19 protein-coding genes, 1 tRNA gene and 2 pseudogenes are annotated in these 19,563 nt (G+C 66.2%); 11 read left to right on the top strand and 11 right to left on the bottom strand.

Translation table 11 applies throughout. The annotated features are described in order from the left end of the window. Positions 1 to 2 precede the first annotated feature (2 nt). The 5 genes from glmS to phaR form a co-directional block, all read right to left on the bottom strand. Complete coding sequence (glmS, locus tag ACP69Z_RS09000) at positions 3 to 1,826, bottom strand: glutamine--fructose-6-phosphate transaminase (isomerizing) (RefSeq protein ID WP_426267162.1); 1,824 nt, start codon at positions 1,824 to 1,826, stop codon at positions 3 to 5. A gap of 5 nt (positions 1,827 to 1,831) precedes the next feature. Then, entirely contained in the window at positions 1,832 to 3,178 is a 1,347-nt protein-coding gene (glmU, locus tag ACP69Z_RS08995) for a bifunctional UDP-N-acetylglucosamine diphosphorylase/glucosamine-1-phosphate N-acetyltransferase GlmU (RefSeq protein WP_426267161.1), read from the bottom strand. A gap of 87 nt (positions 3,179 to 3,265) precedes the next feature. Continuing rightward, entirely contained in the window at positions 3,266 to 4,060 is a 795-nt protein-coding gene (locus tag ACP69Z_RS08990; protein ID WP_426267160.1) for a hypothetical protein, read from the bottom strand. Positions 4,061 to 4,371: 311 nt separating this feature from the next. Continuing rightward, positions 4,372 to 4,800 carry a hypothetical protein gene (locus ACP69Z_RS08985; protein WP_426267159.1) on the bottom strand — a complete coding sequence of 143 codons (429 nt, stop codon included), beginning with the start codon at positions 4,798 to 4,800 and terminating at the stop codon, positions 4,372 to 4,374. Between the two features lie 3 nt (positions 4,801 to 4,803). Then, on the bottom strand, positions 4,804 to 5,343 hold the full coding sequence (gene phaR / locus ACP69Z_RS08980) for a polyhydroxyalkanoate synthesis repressor PhaR (RefSeq protein WP_426267158.1): 540 nt from the start codon (positions 5,341 to 5,343) through the stop codon (positions 4,804 to 4,806). Between the two features lie 61 nt (positions 5,344 to 5,404). Between phaR and ACP69Z_RS08975 the strand changes: the two genes are divergently transcribed. The 4 genes from ACP69Z_RS08975 to ACP69Z_RS08960 all read left to right on the top strand — a co-directional run bounded on the left by ACP69Z_RS08975 (position 5,405) and on the right by ACP69Z_RS08960 (position 8,150). Continuing rightward, complete coding sequence (locus ACP69Z_RS08975; protein WP_426267157.1) at positions 5,405 to 6,391, top strand: alpha/beta hydrolase; 987 nt, start codon at positions 5,405 to 5,407, stop codon at positions 6,389 to 6,391. Positions 6,392 to 6,404: 13 nt separating this feature from the next. After that, positions 6,405 to 6,481: transfer RNA gene (locus ACP69Z_RS08970), tRNA-Arg, on the top strand. Positions 6,482 to 6,598: 117 nt separating this feature from the next. Continuing rightward, positions 6,599 to 7,066, top strand: coding sequence for a PaaI family thioesterase (locus ACP69Z_RS08965; RefSeq protein WP_426267156.1), 468 nt, complete (start codon positions 6,599 to 6,601; stop codon positions 7,064 to 7,066). An 817-nt stretch (positions 7,067 to 7,883) separates the two neighbouring features. Beyond that, positions 7,884 to 8,150: a hypothetical protein gene (locus tag ACP69Z_RS08960; protein ID WP_426267155.1), complete on the top strand. Its 267-nt coding sequence runs from the start codon at positions 7,884 to 7,886 to the stop codon at positions 8,148 to 8,150. Positions 8,151 to 8,225: 75 nt separating this feature from the next. On the opposite strand, the gene ACP69Z_RS08955 is transcribed toward ACP69Z_RS08960, so the two are convergent. From ACP69Z_RS08955 to ACP69Z_RS08940, 4 genes are all read right to left on the bottom strand, one after another. Then, positions 8,226 to 8,843: an SDR family NAD(P)-dependent oxidoreductase gene (locus tag ACP69Z_RS08955; protein WP_426267154.1), complete on the bottom strand. Its 618-nt coding sequence runs from the start codon at positions 8,841 to 8,843 to the stop codon at positions 8,226 to 8,228. Between the two features lie 252 nt (positions 8,844 to 9,095). Then, a complete protein-coding gene (locus tag ACP69Z_RS08950; protein WP_426267153.1) occupies positions 9,096 to 10,034 on the bottom strand; it encodes a winged helix-turn-helix transcriptional regulator in 939 nt (312 codons plus the stop codon). 21 nt (positions 10,035 to 10,055) lie between these two features. Next, positions 10,056 to 11,372 carry an MFS transporter gene (locus ACP69Z_RS08945; RefSeq protein WP_426267152.1) on the bottom strand — a complete coding sequence of 439 codons (1,317 nt, stop codon included), beginning with the start codon at positions 11,370 to 11,372 and terminating at the stop codon, positions 10,056 to 10,058. A gap of 14 nt (positions 11,373 to 11,386) precedes the next feature. Next, the gene (locus ACP69Z_RS08940; RefSeq protein ID WP_426267151.1) at positions 11,387 to 11,773 is read right to left on the bottom strand and encodes an SgcJ/EcaC family oxidoreductase; all 387 of its coding nucleotides are present in this window, start codon (positions 11,771 to 11,773) and stop codon (positions 11,387 to 11,389) included. 238 nt (positions 11,774 to 12,011) lie between these two features. Between ACP69Z_RS08940 and ACP69Z_RS08935 the strand changes: the two genes are divergently transcribed. Further along, entirely contained in the window at positions 12,012 to 12,908 is an 897-nt protein-coding gene (locus ACP69Z_RS08935) for a carotenoid oxygenase family protein (RefSeq protein ID WP_426267150.1), read from the top strand. After that, positions 12,826 to 13,484: pseudogene (locus ACP69Z_RS08930) on the top strand (carotenoid oxygenase family protein). Before ACP69Z_RS08935 ends, ACP69Z_RS08930 begins: the two are co-directional and overlap by 83 nt. 6 nt (positions 13,485 to 13,490) lie before the next feature. Here ACP69Z_RS08930 and ACP69Z_RS08925 read toward each other — a convergent pair. After that, positions 13,491 to 15,074 carry a class I adenylate-forming enzyme family protein gene (locus ACP69Z_RS08925; RefSeq protein WP_426267149.1) on the bottom strand — a complete coding sequence of 528 codons (1,584 nt, stop codon included), beginning with the start codon at positions 15,072 to 15,074 and terminating at the stop codon, positions 13,491 to 13,493. Positions 15,075 to 15,505: 431 nt separating this feature from the next. Between ACP69Z_RS08925 and ACP69Z_RS08920 the strand changes: the two genes are divergently transcribed. The 5 genes and pseudogenes from ACP69Z_RS08920 (at position 15,506) to ACP69Z_RS08900 (ending at position 18,770) form a co-directional block, all read left to right on the top strand. Continuing rightward, positions 15,506 to 16,327 carry a hypothetical protein gene (locus ACP69Z_RS08920; RefSeq protein WP_426267148.1) on the top strand — a complete coding sequence of 274 codons (822 nt, stop codon included), beginning with the start codon at positions 15,506 to 15,508 and terminating at the stop codon, positions 16,325 to 16,327. Continuing rightward, a pseudogene (locus tag ACP69Z_RS08915) lies at positions 16,324 to 16,923 on the top strand (beta-ketoacyl synthase N-terminal-like domain-containing protein); the annotation flags it as partial. The gene ACP69Z_RS08920 and the pseudogene ACP69Z_RS08915, both read left to right, overlap by 4 nt. Before the next feature lie 115 nt (positions 16,924 to 17,038). Beyond that, on the top strand, positions 17,039 to 17,458 hold the full coding sequence (locus ACP69Z_RS08910; RefSeq protein WP_426267147.1) for a hypothetical protein: 420 nt from the start codon (positions 17,039 to 17,041) through the stop codon (positions 17,456 to 17,458). Further along, positions 17,455 to 18,387, top strand: a complete 933-nt coding sequence (locus ACP69Z_RS08905; RefSeq protein ID WP_426267146.1) for an NAD(P)H-dependent flavin oxidoreductase — start codon at positions 17,455 to 17,457, stop codon at positions 18,385 to 18,387. Before ACP69Z_RS08910 ends, ACP69Z_RS08905 begins: the two co-directional genes overlap by 4 nt. Next, positions 18,384 to 18,770: a nuclear transport factor 2 family protein gene (locus tag ACP69Z_RS08900; protein WP_426267145.1), complete on the top strand. Its 387-nt coding sequence runs from the start codon at positions 18,384 to 18,386 to the stop codon at positions 18,768 to 18,770. Before ACP69Z_RS08905 ends, ACP69Z_RS08900 begins: the two co-directional genes overlap by 4 nt. On the opposite strand, the gene ACP69Z_RS08895 is transcribed toward ACP69Z_RS08900, so the two are convergent. After that, positions 18,767 to 19,435 (bottom strand): DUF1295 domain-containing protein, encoded by a 669-nt coding sequence (locus ACP69Z_RS08895; RefSeq protein WP_426268075.1) that lies wholly within the window; start codon positions 19,433 to 19,435, stop codon positions 18,767 to 18,769. The two genes, ACP69Z_RS08900 and ACP69Z_RS08895, sit on opposite strands and share 4 nt — an antisense overlap. Between the last annotated feature and the right edge of the window lie 128 nt (positions 19,436 to 19,563).

The following is a 19,563-nucleotide window of genomic DNA, read 5'->3' as shown; positions in this document are numbered from 1 at the left end:
GATCACTCCACCGTCACGCTCTTGGCGAGATTACGGGGCTGATCGACGTCGGTGCCCTTCACTACCGCCACGTGATAGGCAAGGAGCTGCACCGGCACGGCATAGACTAGAGGCGCGATCAGCTCGTGCACCGCCGGCATCTCGATGGTCGCGACGCAGCCCTCACCCGCCGCGGCAATCCCTTGCGCGTCGCTGACCAGGATGATCTTGCCGCCGCGGGCGCTTACTTCCTGCATGTTGCTGACGGTCTTGTCGAACAACGGTCCTGACGGCGCCAGCACGATCACTGGCACCGCATCGTCGATCAGCGCGATCGGACCGTGCTTCATCTCGCCGGCAGCATAACCTTCGGCATGGATGTAGCTGATTTCCTTCAGCTTCAGCGCGCCTTCCAGCGCCATCGGATAGTCCGGGCCGCGGCCGAGATAGAGCACGTCGCGGGCGGGGGCGACGAGATGCGCCATCGCCTTGATGTCCTCGTCATGGTCGATCGCGCGGGCCATCGCTTCGGGCGCTTCGGCGAGGTGAGCGACGATCTCACGCTCCTCGTCCGCCGTGATCCGGCCGCGAGCGCGCGCTAGATTGACCGCCAACGCGGCCAGCACCGCCAATTGGCAGGTGAACGCCTTGGTCGAGGCAACGCCGATCTCCGGCCCGGCGCGGGTCGGCAGCAGCAGATCCGCTTCGCGTGCCATCGAACTGGTCGGCACGTTCACCACCACGGCGATCTTCTGACCTTCGGCGCGGGCATGGCGAAGCGCGGCCAGCGTGTCGGCAGTCTCGCCCGACTGGCTGATGAAGAGGGCGAGGCCGCCCTTTTCGAGCACCGGATCGCGATAGCGGAACTCGCTCGCGACATCGATGTCGACCGGAACGCGTGCAAAGCGCTCGATCCAATATTTGCCGACCATCCCGGCATAAAAACTGGTTCCACAGGCGACCATGGTCACCCGGTCAACCTGGCTGAAGTCGAAGTCGGCGGTGGGGATGGCGACCTCACCCTCGAACGCGCGGACATAGCTCTGCAGGGTCTGGGCAACGACCAGCGGCTGCTCGAAGATCTCCTTGCGCATGAAGTGCGCGTGGTTGCCCTTGGAGATCGTCTCGGCATTGGCTTCGCTTGTCACGATCGGCCGCTCGACAGCCTGATTGTCGCGATCGAAGATCCGCACCTCATCGTTGCGGACGACGACCCAGTCGCCTTCTTCCAGATAAGCGATCCGGCGGGTCCAGGGCGCCAGCGCGATAGCGTCGGAACCAAGGTAGTTCTCGCCCTCGCCATAACCGACGGTCAGCGGCGCGCCCATGCGGGCACCGATGACCAGCCCGTCATGATCGCGGAAGAGGAAGGCCATGGCGAAAGCGCCGTGGAGCCGCGGCAGGACGGACGCGACCGCTTCCTCGGGGCTCCGGCCCGCCTCGACCTCGCGCGCGACGAGATGGGCGACGACTTCGCTGTCAGTTTCGCTGAGAAGGGTGCGGCCCTCGGCGATCAGCTCGGCGCGGAGCGGCTTGAAGTTCTCGATGATGCCATTGTGGACCAGCGCCACCGGCCCGGCGATGTGCGGATGCGCATTGGTCTCGGTCGGCGCGCCATGCGTCGCCCAGCGGGTGTGGGCGATGCCGGTGATGCCCGGCAGCGCCTTCTCGGCAAGACGTGCACCAAGGTTGTCGAGCTTGCCCTCGGCGCGGCGACGCTCGAAGCCGCCGTCGACGAGGGTGCAGATGCCCGCGCTGTCATAGCCGCGATATTCGAGGCGCCGAAGCCCCTCGAACAGCCGCTCGGCGACCTCCTTTCGGCCGACAATGGCGACGATTCCGCACATGACGCTTACTTGCCTTTCTTGGCCGACTGGCGTTCGCGAAAGCGCGCCGCCCAGCCGGAAAGTTGTTTTTGCTCCGCGCGCGTGACGCCAAGCGCGTCGCCTTCGACGTCGCGGGTCACGACCGACCCCGCTCCAACGATCGCGCGGGGTCCAACATTGACCGGCGCAACCAGCGAACTGTTGGAGCCGATGAACGCGCCTTCGCCTATGCGCGTCGGATATTTGAAGAAGCCGTCGTAATTACAGGTGATGGTGCCAGCGCCGATATTGGCGCCCGCGCCGACGTCGGCATCGCCGATGTAGCTCAGGTGATTGGCCTTGGCCTTGGCGCCCAGCCGAGCCTTCTTGATCTCGACGAAATTGCCGACCTTGGACTTTTCGCCGAGCTCGGCACCCGGTCGCAGCCGGGCATAAGGACCGACTTCCGCTTCGGCGCCGACGCTTGCGCCTTCCAGATGCGAGAAGGCACGGACGATGGCGCCGTCGGCGACGCTCACACCCGGGCCGAAGTAGACGCTAGGCTCAACCAGCACGTCACGGCCGAGGTTGGTGTCTGCGCTGAACCACACGGTGTCGGGATCGATGAGCGTCGCGCCTTCCGCCATCGCCCGGGCACGGCGGCGGCCTTGCCAGTCGCGCTCGACCAGCGCGAGTTCGGAGCGGCTGTTGATGCCCGCGGTCTGCCACGCGTCGCACTCGACCGCCACGCTGTGACGCCCTTCCGCATTGGCGACCATGACGATGTCGGGAAGGTAATATTCGCCCGCGGCATTGTCGTTGCCGACCTGGCCCAGCCAGCGAAACAGGTCGGCCGCCGCAACCGCCATCATGCCGCTGTTGCAGAGCCGAACCGCCCGTTCCTGCTCGGTCGCATCCTTATACTCGACCATCTTCGCGATGGTGTCGCCCTGTTCAAGAATGACCCGGCCGTAAGCCGCAGGATCGGCCGGCGAGGACGCGAGCACCACCACGCCGGGCTTGTCGTCAGCTTCCAGCCGCTCACGCATCCGTCGCAGCGTATCGGCCTCGATGCAGGGCGTATCGCCATAGAGCACCAGCACGGTGCCATCGAAGCCGTCCAGCGCCTCGGCCGCCTGCGCAACCGCGTGGCCGGTGCCCTTTTGCTCTGCCTGCACAGCAAGGGTCAGCCGATGACCAGCCAGCGCGCCTTCCAGCTGCTCCCGGCCCTTGCCGACGACGACGACCCGCCGCTCCGCGTTGAGCGTGTCGGCGGTATCGAGGAGGTGCATCAGCATCGGCTTGCCGGCGAGGGGGTGAAGGACCTTGTGCAGGTCCGAACGCATTCGCGTCCCCTGCCCGGCAGCGAGAATGACAACGGCAAGCGGCTTCATGATCGTGGCTGTGGCAGAGGCGCGCCCAAAGAGAAAGGGCCTCCATCCAGTGGAAAGAGGCCCTGTCCTGCTCTCAACGGCTGGAGCTTAGCTGTTGCTGCCGCCCTCGCTGCCGCCATCCGATCCGCCGCCGCTCGGCTTGCGGGTCGATCCGCGCCGGGCCGCGCCCGTGCTGCGCGACGTGGTTGAGCGCGAGCGGGTCGCGGTGCCACTGCGGCTGGCGGCGGCACGCTTGGGCGTGGCAGCACTCTTGGCCGCACCAGCGGCGCCTTCCGCCTTCTTGCGGGTGCTGGTCGAGCCCCCGCTGCTGTTACCACTGCCGCTGCTGCTGCGCGAAGACGCCGAGCGACCGGTGCCGGTTGCCTTCTCCTTCGCACCCGACGCGCGTTGGCTGGCGCTGCGCTTGGCAGTGCTGGCCTTGCTCGACGAACCGCGGCTGCTGCCCGACGAGGACGACGACGACGAGGACGAGCTGCCGCTTCCGCCGAGCACCTTCTGCGCTGCATCGGCGACGGCTTCGGCGATCAAGGAACCCAGCTTGCCGACGCTGCTTGCCATGGAGCTTGCGGCGCTGCTGGCGCTGTCGGCGGCATCAAGGCCGGCATCGCGGATTTTGCGGCGCACGGACGGGCTGGCGCTGATCGCAGCCGCTGCGGCGGCGAGCCCCGCGGCAAGCATTTCCTTGCTCATCGCGGCCTTGGCGAGCTTGTCCAGCGTCTCGTTGAAATTGCCGTCGTTGCCGTCCTGCGCGGCGCTACCGCCACCCTGACCCGGCTTGCCGCCACCCGCGCCGCCGGTGCTGCCGCCAAGCGGATCGTTCTGCGCGGTGAAGCTGCTGCTGCCGCCCTGGTTGTTCGACTTCGACGTCTTGGACCTGGCCACGAGATGATCTCCCCGTTGTATGCGTTGCCGACAAGACGATGCAGAGCCGCAACGGTTCCCGCTTATGCGCCATCCCAGACGCGTAAAAGGGACCGTCGCCTCGAAAGACAACGGCCCCTTCGACATGGTCAGCGGCCGGAGAGCTCCAGCCCGGGAGACCATAAAATAGGCTGGTTAGGCCTGCATCTCCCGAACGAACTTCACCGTGCCCCTTGCTGAACCATGAGACATCGGATCACCTCCTTTCGCTGCGTTGTTGGTAGGTACGAGAATGCGCGAAGTTGAGGATCGTTCAAGTCTTGTAATGATCGTCAGCTTCGGCAATCCTCGACCGCTCGTGCCGGCTCCGGCGCAGAGCGCAGGACCAGCGGCATGACGCCGGTCGCATCCACCCACAACCGCCCGCGGCTAAACGCAATTGCGTCAAGCAGGGGATCGCTGGCGAGCAGCATGTTGCCGATCGGAAGCTGCCGTTCGCTGCTGGTCGTGGCGATGCGAATCGGCTGCGCCGGCGCGGCACCAGCGCGTGAGAAATTGACTCGCCGAGTCGCCCGGGTGCAACGGATCACCAGCTGAACGCCGCGCGAATCGGAGAACACCGCTTCGCTCGCTTCGGGCGAGTTGCGCCAGGTCCAGGCACCGGCGTTGGTCGGGCGGGTGCGCCAGTCCGCCGGCGGCGGCTGAAGCGTGGGTGCGGCAGCGGCTTGGAATGCGGCGAGCGCGAAGGCGAGAACACTCACGGCTCAGCTTCCCAGCTTGTCGACCTTGGCCCGAAGCGCATCGAGCTCGGCCTTCAGCGCCGCCACATCATCCTTGCCGCCGGCAGGCTCCGCAGGGCGCGCGCTGGGCGCGGCTGCAGCGCCGGTGAACGCCTTTGCGCCCTGTTCGAACAAGGCCATCTGGCGCTTGGCCATCTCGGCGAACAGATTGCTCCCGAACGCATCCCCGAACGCTGCCCGGTTCTTGGAGAAGCTCTGCATCGCGGCGTCGAGATAGCCCGGCACCATCGTCTGCATGCTGTTTCCGTAGAGCGCGATCAGCTGCCGCAGGAAGCTTGCGGGGAGCATGGTCGCGCCGCCGCGCGCTTCTTCCTCGACGATGATCTGGGTCAGCGCCTGATGCGTGATGTCCTCGCCGGTCTTGGCATCGACAACCACGAAATCACGGCCCTCGCGGATCATCTGCGCCAGCCGGTCCAGCGTCACATAGGTCGAGCTTTCGGTGTCGTAGAGCCGCCGATTGGCGTATTTCTTGATCGTGACCTTGTGGGGCGAGGCATTCATGGGCAGTCCTTGCGGCGACGTGGCCCACGACCTAGCACCGCCGCATACTGCACCGCAACAAATGCGCGGGCCACGGCCGCTGCCCTTGTTCCTCGACTTGCTGCGCGACACGGCTGCCCACGATCCGGCTTTTGGCCGCAAGGCGCTTGAAGGCTTACGCCGCTATCAATCGGCACCTCCTGCGCCACCGCGGCGCGAGCGGCCGATCATGCATCAGGTCGGCGAGGCGAGCTTGCGCGATTGCGGCGGCACGGGGCCGACCCTGGTGCTCGTCCCTTCGCTGATCAACCCGCCGACCATCCTTGATCTCGATCCCGATTGCTCGCTCGCCAACGCTCTCGCAACCCGCCATCGCGTCCTTCTGCTCGACTGGGGACCGGCGGCTGCGCGCAAGCACCTCAGCCTTGACGGCCACATCGACGAGCGGCTCATACCCCTCGTCGAGGCCGCGGGTCAGGCTGCGCTGGTCGGCTATTGTCTTGGCGGCACCCTGGCCCTGGCGGCAGCGGCAAGGAGCCGGGCTGTGGAAGTAGTGGCGACCCTTGCGTCACCTTACCACTTCGAAGCCTACGGGCATGCCGCCAGGACGGCGCTGGTGCACTTGTGGCGCACCAGCGAAATGGCGGCGGCGCAGCTGGGCTTTCTCCCGATGGAAGTGCTGCAGGTTGCCTTTTGGCAGATCGATCCGGCGCGGATCGTCGCCAAGTTCGCCCGCTTTGCAACGGCCAAGGCGGACTCTGCCGAAGCGCGCCGCTTCGTGACACTCGAGGACTGGGCAAACGGCGGCGAGCCCCTCCCTCTTCCCGCCGCACGCCAGCTAGTCGAGGTCTTGTTCGAAGGCAACGGAGCCCTTGCCCCTCTGCCCTCCTGCCCGACGCTCCATGTCACCGCTGCCGGCGACCGGATCGTTCCTGCAGCCACCGCCGCGCCGGGCGAGCAACTGCGCTCGCCTTCCGGCCACGTCGGCATGATCGTCGGACGTGACGCGAAAGCTTCTCTCCACGCGCCGCTGCTGTCATGGCTTGAAGGCACCGCACGGTCCCGCTAGGGCCGCTCGGCACGCACCCGTAGCTCAGCTGGATAGAGCGCTGCCCTCCGAAGGCAGAGGCCACAGGTTCGAATCCTGTCGGGTGCGCCAGTCTCAAAAAACCATCATCTCGCATTGCTTTGGCCTTTCGGCCGGGCGGACGCTGCCCTTATGGCGGCGCCATAAAAGGCCGATCAAGGAAATCTGGCCAGAACGTGGGGATCGCTGATGGATGATACGCAGGGCAATTCGCCATGGCCGAGCCGGCTGGTGGACGAAGGCGAATGGAGCGGATGGACGCAGTTCACCGCCGACCCGTTTGAAGAGCATGCCGGGCCGTTCTTCTTCCGCCGCGATGAGGATGGCGCTGTCCGTTGCGGCATGCGGGTGGAAGAAAAGCACCTGAACGGCGCCCACTTCATCCATGGCGGCGCCCTGATGACCTTCGCGGACCATTGCCTGTTCGCCATCGCGCAGGACGAGCTTCACGACAGCCCGGCGGTCACGGCGACCTTCAACAGCGAGTTCGTTGCTTCCGTTCCGGCCCTCGCTCTCATCGAATGCACCGGCGAGGTCATCCGCAGCACCCGGCATCTCATTTTTGTGCGCGGGCTGATGCGCAGCAATGGCGCGCCGATCTTTTCCTTTTCAGGGACTTTGAAAAGGATCCGCGCCAGCGCCATCGACCGGCACTGACGGAGCATTCCTAACGCTCTTGCATATCGAACTTACCGGACGATGCTGAGCCATCGGACAGCGTGCTGTTGCACCTGGCGCGATAATGGAGGGGAGTCCATGAAAGACGTTTATGCAACCTCGCTGATGGCATTGGCCGTCGCGCTCAGCCAGCCTGCCGCCGCGCAAACCGCCGGCACTGCAACCGCCCCGGCCGGCGATCCCGTCGAGGCGGCACAAACCGCGACAACCGCGCCGGCACCGGTGGCCGAAGAAGCTACCGGACCACAGGTCAACGACATCATCGTCACCGCGCAAGGTCGAAGCACGCGCCTGCAGGACACGTCGGCCGCGATCAGCGCCTTCGGCGGCCCCAGCCTCGAAGAAGATCGGGTCCTGAGCTTCGAGGATCTGGCCGGCCAAGCGACTTCTCTGTCGTTCACTGCGCTGTCCCCGCTCGACCAGGAATTCAACGTCCGCCGGACGACCAATCGGTCGGTATCTTCATCGACGACGTCTATGTCGGTCGCTCAGGGCTGTTCAACTTCGACCTATGACATCGACCGGGTCGAAGTGATCCGTGGGCCCCAGGGAGTGCTGCTCGGCCGCAACGTGGTCGGTGGCGCGGTCAGCATCTACAGCGCGGCGCCCAAGTCGATCTTCGGCGGAAGCATGACCGATGGCTACGGCAACTACAACGAGAAGCTGGTGAAAGGCCATCCGACCGGGCCGCTCAGCCAGGGCCTTAGCGGCCGATTCGCCTTCCAGGTTCGCCAGCGCGACGGCTTCAAGCGACATCGCCCACGACGTCGACCTCGACAATGTCGACAGCGTCCAGATGCGCGGCCAGGTCGAATATCGCCCCGACGGCAGCACCTTCTCGGCGCGTCTGATCGGCGATTACACCCGCGACAAGGCGAATGGCTTTCACTCGGTGGTGGTCGATGGCCCCGCTGCTGGTGCCGGCCCGTGGAGCCAGGCGCGCGCCCGCGTCGCCGCCCTTCGCGGGGGGCTGTCGGTGCGCGAGAGCCTGCCTGACTGGAACACCTACAAGGGCGACGCCTATCCGAGCCCGCAGGCGCTGAGCCGCAAGGCGTGGGCCTGACTCTTAACCTGCAGCAGGAGTTCGAAGGCTTTGTGACGCTGACGTCGATCACCGGCTACCGCCAGGGCGACGGCTTCAACCGCTACGACCAGACTGGCATCGGGCCGAGCAACGCTTATGGCATTTCGTTCCCCCTGCTGTTCCGCTCGCCGGTTCGCGAGTCACCGCGCCTTCGAGCGCGCGTGCAGGCCGGACATGCCCAGCGCCCGCGACCCAGATGTCGCCGGTTCGGCTCCATTCGGGGCTGCACAAGGCGACCAGCGCCTCGGCGGCATTCGCCGGCGACATACGGTCATCGGGCCCCCGGTCGGGCCGCGCCGTCATGTTGGTCGCCGCATAAGGCGCGATAACATTGACCTTGATAGCGGTGCGGCGAAGCTCGTCGGCAAGACTAAGCGCCCAGCCGTTCACCGCTCCCTTGGACGCCGCATAAGCAGCGCGCCCGCGCACACCATGCAGCCCTCCGGTCGACGACACGAACACGATCCGCCCCGCCGGGCTCTCGCGCGATGCGGGAAGCGCTGCCTCGACCAAAGCGGCGTTGGCGAAGAAGTTGATTCCCATGACGTCAGCCAGCGCGGTGTCGCCCTCCCCGACCTTGGTTGCGGGACCGCTGATCCCAGCGTTCAGGACCAGGGTGTCGAGCCTGCCGAACGCCGCAAGGGCCGCCGCAACAATACGCTTCCGGCGCACCCTTGGCATCGACCGCGCTGCCTTCGGCAATGGCAGTTCCGCCAGCCGCCTCGATCCGTTCCACAACCGCCAGCGCGCTGTGTGGCCGGTCGTGGTGCATCCTATTATTGACCACCACCCGGTGACTTCGGCCAAGCGCTTCCGCAAAGGCGGCGCCCAGGCCATTGCCCGCTCCGGTAACGACGGCCACGCGGCCGCTATGATCTTCAGCCATGCCGCAAGGGGTAACACGTCAGTATGATAATGAAAGTATCATCTGGCGTCCGCAGCGTTCTCGATCACCGAGTATTCGACCTCGTCGGGCTTCAGCGGCGCACGGCATTCCGAGCACACCACCTTGGGGTCGAGCGGCTTGCCGCAGACCTTGTGGGTCAGCAGCAGCGGTGGACCCTCGGGCGACACGTAATATTGATCGCCCCAGCGCAGCAGCATCAGCAGCACCGGGAAATATTCCACGCCCTTGCGGGTCACCCGATATTCGTTGCGCCCGGGTGACGTGGGATCAGGCCGCTGGCGGACTACCCCGACCGACTGCAGCCATTGCAACCGCTCGGTCAGGATGTTGGTCGCCATGGCAGTATCCATGCGGATGTCCTCGAACCGGGTAATGCCGGTGAAGATCGATCGCATGATGAGGCTCGCCCAGCGATCGCCCATCAGTTGCGCCGCCTGGTCGAGCAGCGAGGTCGCCCCCGCGCTCGATCCGCGCTGCTGGCGGCGACGGCTGTAGAGCGGCGCCATCAGGCCGACGCCAGGCCCTTCCTTCCACTCGACTTGCGTCGCATCGATCGTCTCGCCGCAGCTGCCGCAGGCGGGTTCGGGCGCGAACTGCTGACCGCAAATCTTGTGGGTCAGGACCACGCTGATCTTGTTGCGCGTTTCGCCGCACGTCTGCTCCCACCGGAGCATCATCAGCGAGGTCCAGTAGACGTCGCGCCCCTTGGGCGTCATTACGTAAGCATAGCGCGGCGGCCGCTCGCAATAGAGCTGGCGTTCCATCAGCCCGGCCGCGACCAGCCGCTTCAGTCGGTCTGACAGCAAGGCATTGAGCAGTCCGGTGCGGCTGCGCAGTTCGTCATACTTGCGGGCGCCGAGCCAGCTCGCCTCGAGGATCAGCAGGATCGGCGTGTCGCCGACCACTTCGAGGGCGCGCCAAACGGAACAGGTGCGGATCAGGGTCGGGGCGTTCATGGCGTCCGGTCTATAGCCGCCTCACATCTCCGCGGTCGAGCGGGCGGCGTGCCGCGCGGCGACGAAAAAGAGCGCGGCGCCAATCGCATATCCGGCCGGCGCCACGATCGCCATCGCATAGCGGATGCCGTCGCCGCCCGGGAACAGCGCGTCGCCCAGCGCCGCGGTGACGCTCGGCCCGAAACCGATTCCCACAAGGTTGATGATAAACACGTAAAGCGCGGCAACGGTGGCGCGCATGCCGCCTGGCGACAATTGCTGCAGCACCGAGGGTGCAGCGCTCACCACCCCGGCCGCGGCAGAGAAAAAGGCGATGAAGAGGATCGCCATCAGCCACAGGGATTCGACCAGCGGGAAGGCTGCGGCGGCCAAAACTGCGACCGACACCGACCAGCCGCAGAAGCGCATCCGCGACGCCGGCGTGCCGCCGCTCAAGCGGTCCATCAGCGCGCCGAACCCGATCATCCCGATCACGCCTCCGGCAATCAGCATCGCGCCCGACAGGAACCCCGCGTTGGCGAGCGCCAGCCGGCCGCCGCGCACCAGCATCGCCGGCAGCCAATTGACCGTGCCGAGCACCGACAGATTGACTGCTGCAACGCCCAGGAAGACCGACCAGAAGAAGCCGGCATTGCGGCTAAGGTGATCCCGCACCTCGCGCACGCTCCACGCCGGTGCACGAGCGCCAGTGGCGTGGCTGGGATCGCGAATCAGCAGGAACAATAGGCTGATGAGAAAGCCCGGAAGCCCCGCGACGATGAAGGCGAACTGCCACGGTCGCACCTCGCCGATCAGCGGCATCAAAACGCTATCGGCGCCCGCTACCAGCGACACCACCGCGCCCCCGATCATGAATGCGAGGCCCGCGCCGATCGCCGAACCGAGACCGAATACGCCCATGGCAAGGCCAAGGCGGCGGCGGTCAAAGCTGTCGGAGATCATCGAATAAGCCGCCGGCGACAGCACCGCTTCGCCCACCCCCACGCCCATCCGCGCCACGAACAGACCGCCAAAACTGGTCGCGAAGCCGCAGGCCACCGTCATTGCGCTCCACACAGCGATGCCGGCCGACACCGTGCGGGGGCGATGCACCCGGTCGATCAATCGGCCAAGCGGAATGGCTGCGAGGGTGAAGAACAGCGCAAACGCCAGCCCCTGAAGCAGGCTGATCTGGGTGTCGCTGATCTGAAGGTCGGCCTTGATGCTGTCGACCAGCAGGCCGATGATCATCCGGTCGATGAAGCTGACGATGTAGGCGACGAACAAGGCGGCGAGGAGTAGCCACGCGCCCAGCGTGTTGCGCTGGGCGGCGGCGACCGGCGGATCGGGGCTGAGCATGTCGGGCCTTTCGCCTAGAAGTCTTCGCCGACCCCCATCGCCTCCAGCAACTCCTTGCGATCGTAATACTCGCGCCATTCGGCGACCTTCCCGTCGCGGATCTCCAGCACACCGACCACCGGCACCTTGCCGCTATGACCCTTGAAGGTGAAGTTGTCGGTCCGTTCGAGGAAAACCGTGTTGCCTTTCACCGCGATGTTGCGCGGCTCGATCTTCATGTAGGTCGCGTTGTCGACCAGGAACTTCATTCGCGGGCGGATGTTTTCGCGCCCCTTGATCGGGTCGATCATCATCGAATGGAGCACGCCGTCCTCGGTAAACAGGTCGGCGATCTTGTCGCCGTCGCGGTCGTCCCACGCCTTGATCATCTGCATCACGACATCGACGGGATCCTGGCTCATGCGGCTCTCCTTGGCTGGTTTCGCTGTGGGTGCGGCTGAGGCCGCCTGAGGCAGGCACAGTGCCGCCAGCAACAGGAGGAATCCCCTCGCCAACGTCCTCATACGGCCTCCTCGATATTGTTATGAAAGTGGGACTGTATGGCAGCGGGGGTTGCGTCAAGAAGATTGTCGATAGACTTGCGCAATCGAACTTACCACCGTAATTCTGTGGCAACCTCCTTTGCCCGGAAGTGCGTCCATGAAAGTCGAACAGCTCCCGCCCGTCGTCTCCTCGCTGCAGCCGAGCAACCATCCCTATCTCAACGGAGCGTGGACCCCGCTCCACGAGGAGGTGAACGCCACCGACCTCGAGGTGATCGAAGGCACGATCCCGACCGACATCGACGGCAACTACCTTCGCAACACCGAAAATCAGGTCCACCAGCCGCTCGGCCGCCACCATCCGTTCGACGGGCACGGCATGATCCACCAGATCAGCTTCTCGAATGGCACAGCCACCTACCGCAACCGCTTCATCCGCACCCGCTGCTTCGAAGCCGAGCAGATTGCTGGCGGTTCGCTGTGGGGCGGGTTGATGGATGGTAATGCGGTGTCCAAACGTCCGGGCTTCGGCGCGCATGGCGGACTCAAGGGCAGCGCGTCGACCGACGTTATCGTTCACGCCGGCAAGGCGATCGCCACCTTCTACCAGTGCGGCGAAGGCTATATCCTCGATCCCGAGACGCTCGACCAGTCGGGAGTCGCCTCATGGGTGCCGCTGGACGGCGTATCGGCCCATCCCAAGGTCGACGAAGAGACCGGCGAACTGCTGTTCTTCAACTACTTCAAATCCGCGCCCTACATGCACTACGGTGTGGTCGATGCGAGTGGGAAGCTGGTCCATTACACGCCCGTGCCGCTTCCCGGACCGCGGCTTCCGCACGACATGATCTTCTCCAAGAACTGGTCGATCCTGAACGATCTGCCGGTGTTCTGGGACCAGGAGCTGATCAAGACCCGCGGCCTCCACGCGGTCCGTCTGCACGAAGGGATACCCGCGCGTTTTCGCGCTCATCCCGCGTCACGGAAGCGCCGACCAGATCCGCTGGTTCGAAGCCGCGCCGACCTATGTCCTCCACTTCCTCAACGCCTATGAGGAAGGCAACGAGGTGATCGTCGACGGCTATTTCCAGGAGAACCCGACGCCCAAGCCGCAGCCCGACGCCGGCGCGCACGGACACCTGATGAGCTATCTCGACGGCCATGCGCTCAGCACCAAGCTGCACCGCTGGCGCTTAATCTCGCCGACGGCACCACCCGCGAGGAGCGGCTCGACGACCGCACGGTCGAGTTCGGCATGATCAACCAGAAGTACGCCGGCAAGAAGTACCGCTACGCTTACTCCACCCTCGCTAAGCCCGGCTGGTTCCTGTTCGAAGGCTTCGTCAAGCACAAGCTCGAGCCCGGCCGCTACGGCTCCGAAGCCCCCTTCGCGCCGCGCATCAGTGCGGTCGACGAGCACGATGGCTATCTCGTCAGCTTCATCATCGACGAAAACCGCGGCACCAGCGAGTGCATCCTGATCGACGCCAAGCGCTTCGCCGATGGCTCGGTCTGCCGCATCGCCCTTCCGCACAAGTTGTCGAGCGGAACCCACGCCCACTGGGTCGACCGGACAAGCCTGCGCAAGGCCCGCGCGGACGAGATCGCCCGGCTCCAGGCCGCCGGCTGAGTCGCCTTACAGCTTCGCGAGCACCGCCTCGCGCAGCTCCGAGCGGACCACCTTGTTCATCGCGTTGCGCGGCAGCCGGTCGAGCGTCACCAGCCGCTCGGGCAGCTTGAACACTGCCACTCCGCGCTCCTTCAGGAACGCGCTGACTTCGGCGATCGATAGGTTTGCGCCCTCAGTCGGAACGATGCCCACCGCGACCCGCTCGCCTAGGTCCGCATCGGGTATGCCCACGGTTGCCGCCTCGCGGCTGCCGGGCAGTCCGGCGAGCAGATCATCGAGCTCGGCCGGCGAGATGTTGACCCCGCCGCGCACGATGATTTCCTTCGATCGCCCGACGAAGCGGTAGAAGCGTTTGAGATTGCCGTCGCCCGCAATCTCGAACTGGTCGCCAGTGCGGAACCAGCCCTCCTCGTCGAACGCCGCAGCGGTGATTTCCGGCCCGTGCCAGTAACCACCGAACAAAGTCGCGCCTTTCAGTCGCAGCTCTCCCGGCCGTCCCGGCTCCTCGATCTCCTCGCCGGTTTCGAGATCGACCAGCCGGGTCCGCAGTGCCTCGTGGTTGAGCCCGCTCCAGCCGTGCCCCTCGACCCCAAAGCGCGGGAAGTAGCGCGAGCGGTCGGTGGTGTCGGGCACGTCGACCGCACTCGAATAAAGCGAGGCGCCTTCGTTCGACCCGAAGATGTTGCAGATCTCGATGCCGCGCGCCTTCCAGCCTTCGATCAGCCACGGGGACAGCGGCGCCGAGCCCGATCCAATCGCGCGCAAGGACGACAAGTCGAACTTCTCCATCAGCGCCGGCTGCTTCAAGAGCGCGGTCAAGACCGCCGGCGGCGCGATGGTGTAGGTCACCTTCTCCGCTTCGATCTGTTGGAGCAAAATGCCGAGGTCGAACGGATGGTGCAGCACCAGCCGCGCTGGGAGCGTCAGCCACGGCATGACCAGCCCGCCGATCGACCCGATGTTCACCAGCGGAAAGGGGTTGAGCAACGTGTCGCCCGGCACCATCCCTGTCCCTTGCGCGACCACATGCGCGTTCAAGATCCAGTGATTATGATCGCGCGGCACGCCTTTGGGCCGCGACTCCGTGCCCGACGTCCAGCAGATGGTCAGCACCTCGCCGCCAACGGTCGGGTTCTCGGCGACATAGGTCGCTGTAGTGGCCGGGTCGACCTCCGCCATCTCGGACCGGAGGTCGCCGTTGCCATCACCGAACAACGCCACTTCGAGCCCCAGTTTGCGCCCCTGCGCGGCGTGATCGAAGCCGGCGAAGTTCGGCACCGCCACCAGCAGTCGCGGCCTGGTCTGGGCCGAGATGAAGGCGAGCTCGTGCACGCGATATTGCATGACCACTGGCGAGACGATCAGCCCCAGCCGTGCGCAGGCGAGAAACAGCAGCACCGCGTCGACCATGTTGGGGAGCTGCGCGACCACGATGTCGTCCTTGCGCAATCCGCGGGCAAGCAGCGCCGCCGCCAGCCGCTCGGTTCGCTCGGCCACCTCGTTCCAGCTCAGCCGCTCGGGCGCGCGTCCATCTAGCGCCTCGCGGTTGAGCGGATCGACCAGCGCCAGCGCGTCACCCCCCCTGCGCAACCGCCGAATGCAAGGCAGCGACGACATTGTCTCCGCTCCACCAGCCCTTGTCTTCGAAGGCGCGAATACGCTCGGGGGGGAGTGAGAAACATTGGTCCTCCATGGGCCTAGGCCGTGGTCGCCAACGGCCCGCTGCCAACTTTCATAAATATACTGACACCGGCAGGCAAGTTGGCTAGGCCAGAGGTACAGGCAGGCGGGGCAAGACGAAACGTGGCGACAATCGTGCACTGGGCGACGGGGTCGATGGGGCGGACCTCGATCCGCGGGATCCTCGACGCTCCACGTCACCGGCTCGTCGGCGGGTTCGTCTATGGCGACCGCAAAAACGGTAGCGACCTCGGCAACATCGCGCGGCGCGGTTCATCGGCGTCGCTGCTACCAACGACCGGCAGCAGATCCTCGATCTCGATGCGGACCTCGTCCTCCACATGCCGCGCATCACGCTTCCCTATGACGCGCTGGTCGACGACGTCGCCGCGCTGCTGCGGAGCGGCAAGAACGTCATTTCGGTTGCGGGCTTCCACTTTCCGCAAGCCCATGGCGAAGATTATGTCCGACGCCTCCACGATGCGGCGCTCGAAGGCGGCGTTACCCTGGCCGGGGGCGGCGTGAACCCGGGGCTGATTGTCGAGCGGCTGGCGCTCGCCGCCACCGCGATGAGCCACGACCTGAAGCGGCTGGCGGTGTTCGAGACGGTTGACGCCTCGGCGATGACCTCGCCCGACTTCGTATTCGGCCTGATGGGCTTCAACAGCGACCCGGCCACCACTGATATCCGCTCCGGCCCGCTCGCCGAGCTCTACGGCCAGCTCTTCTCCGAAGTGCTTCATTTCGCCGCGGCCGAACTTGGTACGAGCGTGCGCGAGATCTGCCCCGATCACCAGCTCACGCTTGCGCCTGCGCCCCTCACCATCGCCGCCGGCCAGATCGAGCAAGGCCGCGTCGCCGCCACCGAATGGCGCTGGACGGCGCTGACCGAGGCCGGTCCGGAGATCCTGATGTCGATCCTGTGGACCGCCGACCCGTCGCTCCACGGCCCCGACACGCTCGGGCATTGGAAGATCGAGATCACCGGCCGCCCGACCATCACCATGACCCTCGATATCACCGAAGCCGATCCCGCCATGCCGCCCTCGCGCGCGCTGACCGACGCGGTGGTCGCGGTCGCGGTCCGGGCGATCCCCGACGTCATCGCCGCTCCGCCCGGCTTCTTCGCCTATCGCCCGCCCGCCGTGTGGAGCGCCGCATGACCGTCTTCATTCACGACGCCGTCCGCACCCCTCGCGGCAAAGCCCGCTCTGATGGCGGCCTTGCCAGCCAGACGCCGCACGGCCTCGTCGCCCGGCTCGTCGATGCGCTCGAACAGCGCGGGAGCGACGCGCGGCGGGTCGATCAGCTGGCTCTGGGCTGCGTCGGTCAGGTCGGTGCGCAAGGGGGTCATGTCGGCATGGTGGCCAAGCTCGCGAGCGGGCTTCCCGACACGACCGTCACCCACACGCTCAACAATTACTGCGCCTCGGGCCTCAGCGCGATCGGACAGTCCGCTGCCGCAATCGAGGCTGGGCAGATCGACCGCGCGCTCGCCGGCGGAGTCGAGATGATGAGCCACGTGCCCTTCATGGCCGACCGCGCGACCTACTACGAGGCAACCGAATTCGAGCCGCGGCTACGCTACATCCCGGTCGCCCTCGCCGCCGACCTCTTGGCCGAGAAGGAAGGCATCGGCCGCGCCGAGCTGGACGCGGCGGCGCTGCGTTCGCAGACCCTTGCCGCAGCCGCGGAAGGCAATTCCGCCTTCCAGCGCTCGCGCATCGCTGTGGGAGGTCTCGACCGCGACGAAGCCGTGCGCCCGACCACTACCGAGAAGCTCGCCGCGCTCGATCCCGCTTTCGCCGCCATGGCCGGTGCCTACTCCGGACCGCTCGAAGCCAAGTCAATCGACCATCGCCATACCGTCGCCCATGGCCGACGGCGCCGCGCTCGCGCTGGTCGGCCGCGACGGCACCGGCGCACGCGCAAAGATCCTCGCCTATGCCGAAGCCGGAGGCGATCCTCGCGACAGCCTGACCGCGGGTTTCGCGGCGCTCGACAAGGTGCTCGCCGCGGCCGGCCTGTCGCTCGCCGACGTTGGTCGCATCGAATTCATGGAAGCCTTCGCGGTGGTGATCGCCCGCTTCCTTCGCGAGCGCCGCATCGCCGAGGATCGCGTCAACGTCTCCGGCGGCCACCTCGCCAAGGGGCATCCGATGGGCGCCACCGGGGCGATCCTTCTGTCAACGCTGCTCGATGTCCCCGAAGCCGCTGACGAAACCATCGGCGCGGTCGTCGCGACCGGGGCGCAAGGCGTCGGCGCAGCGATGGTGGTGGAGCGCCTCGCATGACCCACCCGCTCCTCGCCCGCCTCCGCCTGCCGGTCGTCGCCGCGCCGATGTTCCTGGTCACCGGGCCCGAGATGGTGGTCGCGGCCGCCCGCAGCGGCATCGTCGGCGCCTTTCCGACACCCAATTGCCGCACCGTCGAAGAACTTGATCGCTGGATGGAAGAAATCGCCGCCGGTTGCGCCGATGCGCCCGGCCTGTGGGCCGCCAATCTCGTCACCCACTCGACCAACCAGCGCCTCGCCGACGATCTTGCTTTGGTCGCCAAGCACAAGCCACCGATCGTCATCACCGCGCTCGGCAGCCCGGCCCCCGTGGTCGAAGCGGTGCATGGCTATGGCGGGATCGTATTAGCCGACGTCGTCAGCGAGACGCTTGGACGCAAGGCGGCAGCGGCGGGTGCCGACGGCCTCGTGGCAGTGGCGGCAGGCGCCGGCGGCCATACCGGCAGCCTGTCGCCCTTCAGCTTCCTCGCCGTGCTGCGCAGCTTTTTCGACGGCATCGTCTGCCTCGGCGGCGGGATCGCCGATGGGGCGGCGGTGGCGGGCGCGGTCGCGGCCGGCGCCGACCTCGTCTACATGGGCACCCGCTTCCTTGCATCGGAAGAGAGCCGGGCAAGCGAGGGGTACAAGGCGATGGTCATCGCGTCCGTCGCCACCGACCTTCTGGTCAGCCCGGCGATAACCGGCACCGCCGCTTCCTGGCTCAAGCCCTCGCTTGCCCAAGCCGACTACGACATCGACAATCTCGATAGTCCCGCCAAGCGCGACTATTCCGCCCCAACCGGCGCGCGCTGGCGGGATGTCTGGTCGGCGGGCCAAGGCCTCCACGCTGTGCAGGCGGTCGAGCCGGTCGCCGCCATCATCGACCAACTCGAGCGCGGCTGGAACGACGGCCGTGCCCGCCTTCTCAACACAGGAACGCCCGCATGACCGAACAGGAAATCGAAGCCTTCGCCGCCGACTTCGTCGATGCCGTCCAGCAGGGCGCCGCCGACCGCATGCGCGCCTGCTACGCGCCGGGCGGCGTGATCTGGCACAACACCGACGGGGTGGAGCAGACGATCGACGACAATGTGAAGGTGCTGGAATGGTTCATCCGCACCCTCCCCGACCGCAAATACACGGTCCTCCGCCGTGAACCGCTCAAGGATGGTTTCGTCCAGCAGCACATCCTTTCCGCGACCCTGCCCGACGGCACGCCGTGGAAGATGGACGCCTGCGTCGTCGTCAAGATGAAGGACGGCAAGATCACCCGCCTCGACGAATATATCGACAGCGCGGCGGGCGCGAAGCTGCGGGCGTTCGGCCGCTAGGCGACGGAGCGCTTGGGCGGCCACGGTACGAAGCCCGAGGTCCGCGACACATAGTCGGCATAGCCGGGCTTGGTCTTGGTCATCTTGCGTTCGACCGTCGGCGCGCCCGACCACTTCATCAGCGTCCAGGTCAGCAGCGCGGGGCCGATGAAGCTCCATACACCTGGGCTCGTCTCGGCCGCGATCAGATACATGCCCCACCAGGCGCAGGCATCGCCAAAGTAATTGGGATGGCGGGTGTAGCGCCACAGTCCGCTGGTCATCACCTGCCCCTGGTTGGCGGGATCACGCTTGAACCGCACCAGCTGCGCGTCGCCAATCGTCTCAAAGGCGATCCCGAACAGGCTCAAAGCCGCGCCGATCCACGCCAGCGTGCCCAGGGGCGGCTGCGCGGCGATCTGTCCCAATTGCACCGGCAGGCAGACGATGAACAGCAAGGGTGCCTGCGTGGCGAAGACCAGCAGTGCCGACGCTTTGGCGAAGCTCCATCCGCGCTGCGCTTCGGCCCTGCCGAGCAGCGCGACGTAACGCCGGTCACTGCCATGATCGCGCCACCGCCACAGCATGTAGCTGCCGAGCCGGATGCCCCACAGCGCGCACAGGCCAAGCAGGAGAAGCTTTCGCTCGTGCAGCCCGTCCGCAAGGAAGAAGCTGCTGACCGCCATCACCACCATGCCGAACGCCCAGAAGCTGTCGACGGGCGTCACGTCCTTGCCTTTGAGGCAGAGCGCCCGGGCTCGGCGCATCGGCATAGAGCTGCTCAACAAGGTCGCTGCGGTGGTCGAGCACCGCT

It is taken from the genome of Sphingomonas sp. LHG3443-2 (genome assembly GCF_049896405.1).
Lineage (GTDB): Bacteria > Pseudomonadota > Alphaproteobacteria > Sphingomonadales > Sphingomonadaceae > Sphingomicrobium.
This window is presented reverse-complemented; position numbering and strand designations above follow the sequence as displayed.

What these genes read in the sequence shown, in the direction of transcription:
- phaR (WP_426267158.1), bottom strand. Translation starts at nt 5,343, where the DNA reads ATGAATGCCTCGCCCCACAAGGTCACGATCAAGAAATACGCCAATCGG.
- ACP69Z_RS08960 (WP_426267155.1), top strand. Translation starts at nt 7,884, where the DNA reads ATGCGCGGCCAGGTCGAATATCGCCCCGACGGCAGCACCTTCTCGGCG.
- ACP69Z_RS08935 (WP_426267150.1), top strand. Translation starts at nt 12,012, where the DNA reads ATGAAAGTCGAACAGCTCCCGCCCGTCGTCTCCTCGCTGCAGCCGAGC.
- ACP69Z_RS08940 (WP_426267151.1), bottom strand. Translation starts at nt 11,773, where the DNA reads ATGAGCCAGGATCCCGTCGATGTCGTGATGCAGATGATCAAGGCGTGG.
- glmU (WP_426267161.1), bottom strand. Translation starts at nt 3,178, where the DNA reads ATGAAGCCGCTTGCCGTTGTCATTCTCGCTGCCGGGCAGGGGACGCGA.
- ACP69Z_RS08945 (WP_426267152.1), bottom strand. Translation starts at nt 11,372, where the DNA reads ATGCTCAGCCCCGATCCGCCGGTCGCCGCCGCCCAGCGCAACACGCTG.
- ACP69Z_RS08910 (WP_426267147.1), top strand. Translation starts at nt 17,039, where the DNA reads ATGGCCGACGGCGCCGCGCTCGCGCTGGTCGGCCGCGACGGCACCGGC.
- ACP69Z_RS08895 (WP_426268075.1), bottom strand. Translation starts at nt 19,435, where the DNA reads ATGGCGGTCAGCAGCTTCTTCCTTGCGGACGGGCTGCACGAGCGAAAG.
- ACP69Z_RS08905 (WP_426267146.1), top strand. Translation starts at nt 17,455, where the DNA reads ATGACCCACCCGCTCCTCGCCCGCCTCCGCCTGCCGGTCGTCGCCGCG.
- ACP69Z_RS08965 (WP_426267156.1), top strand. Translation starts at nt 6,599, where the DNA reads ATGGATGATACGCAGGGCAATTCGCCATGGCCGAGCCGGCTGGTGGAC.
- ACP69Z_RS08950 (WP_426267153.1), bottom strand. Translation starts at nt 10,034, where the DNA reads ATGAACGCCCCGACCCTGATCCGCACCTGTTCCGTTTGGCGCGCCCTC.
- glmS (WP_426267162.1), bottom strand. Translation starts at nt 1,826, where the DNA reads ATGTGCGGAATCGTCGCCATTGTCGGCCGAAAGGAGGTCGCCGAGCGG.
- ACP69Z_RS08975 (WP_426267157.1), top strand. Translation starts at nt 5,405, where the DNA reads ATGCGCGGGCCACGGCCGCTGCCCTTGTTCCTCGACTTGCTGCGCGAC.
- ACP69Z_RS08920 (WP_426267148.1), top strand. Translation starts at nt 15,506, where the DNA reads ATGCCGCGCATCACGCTTCCCTATGACGCGCTGGTCGACGACGTCGCC.
- ACP69Z_RS08900 (WP_426267145.1), top strand. Translation starts at nt 18,384, where the DNA reads ATGACCGAACAGGAAATCGAAGCCTTCGCCGCCGACTTCGTCGATGCC.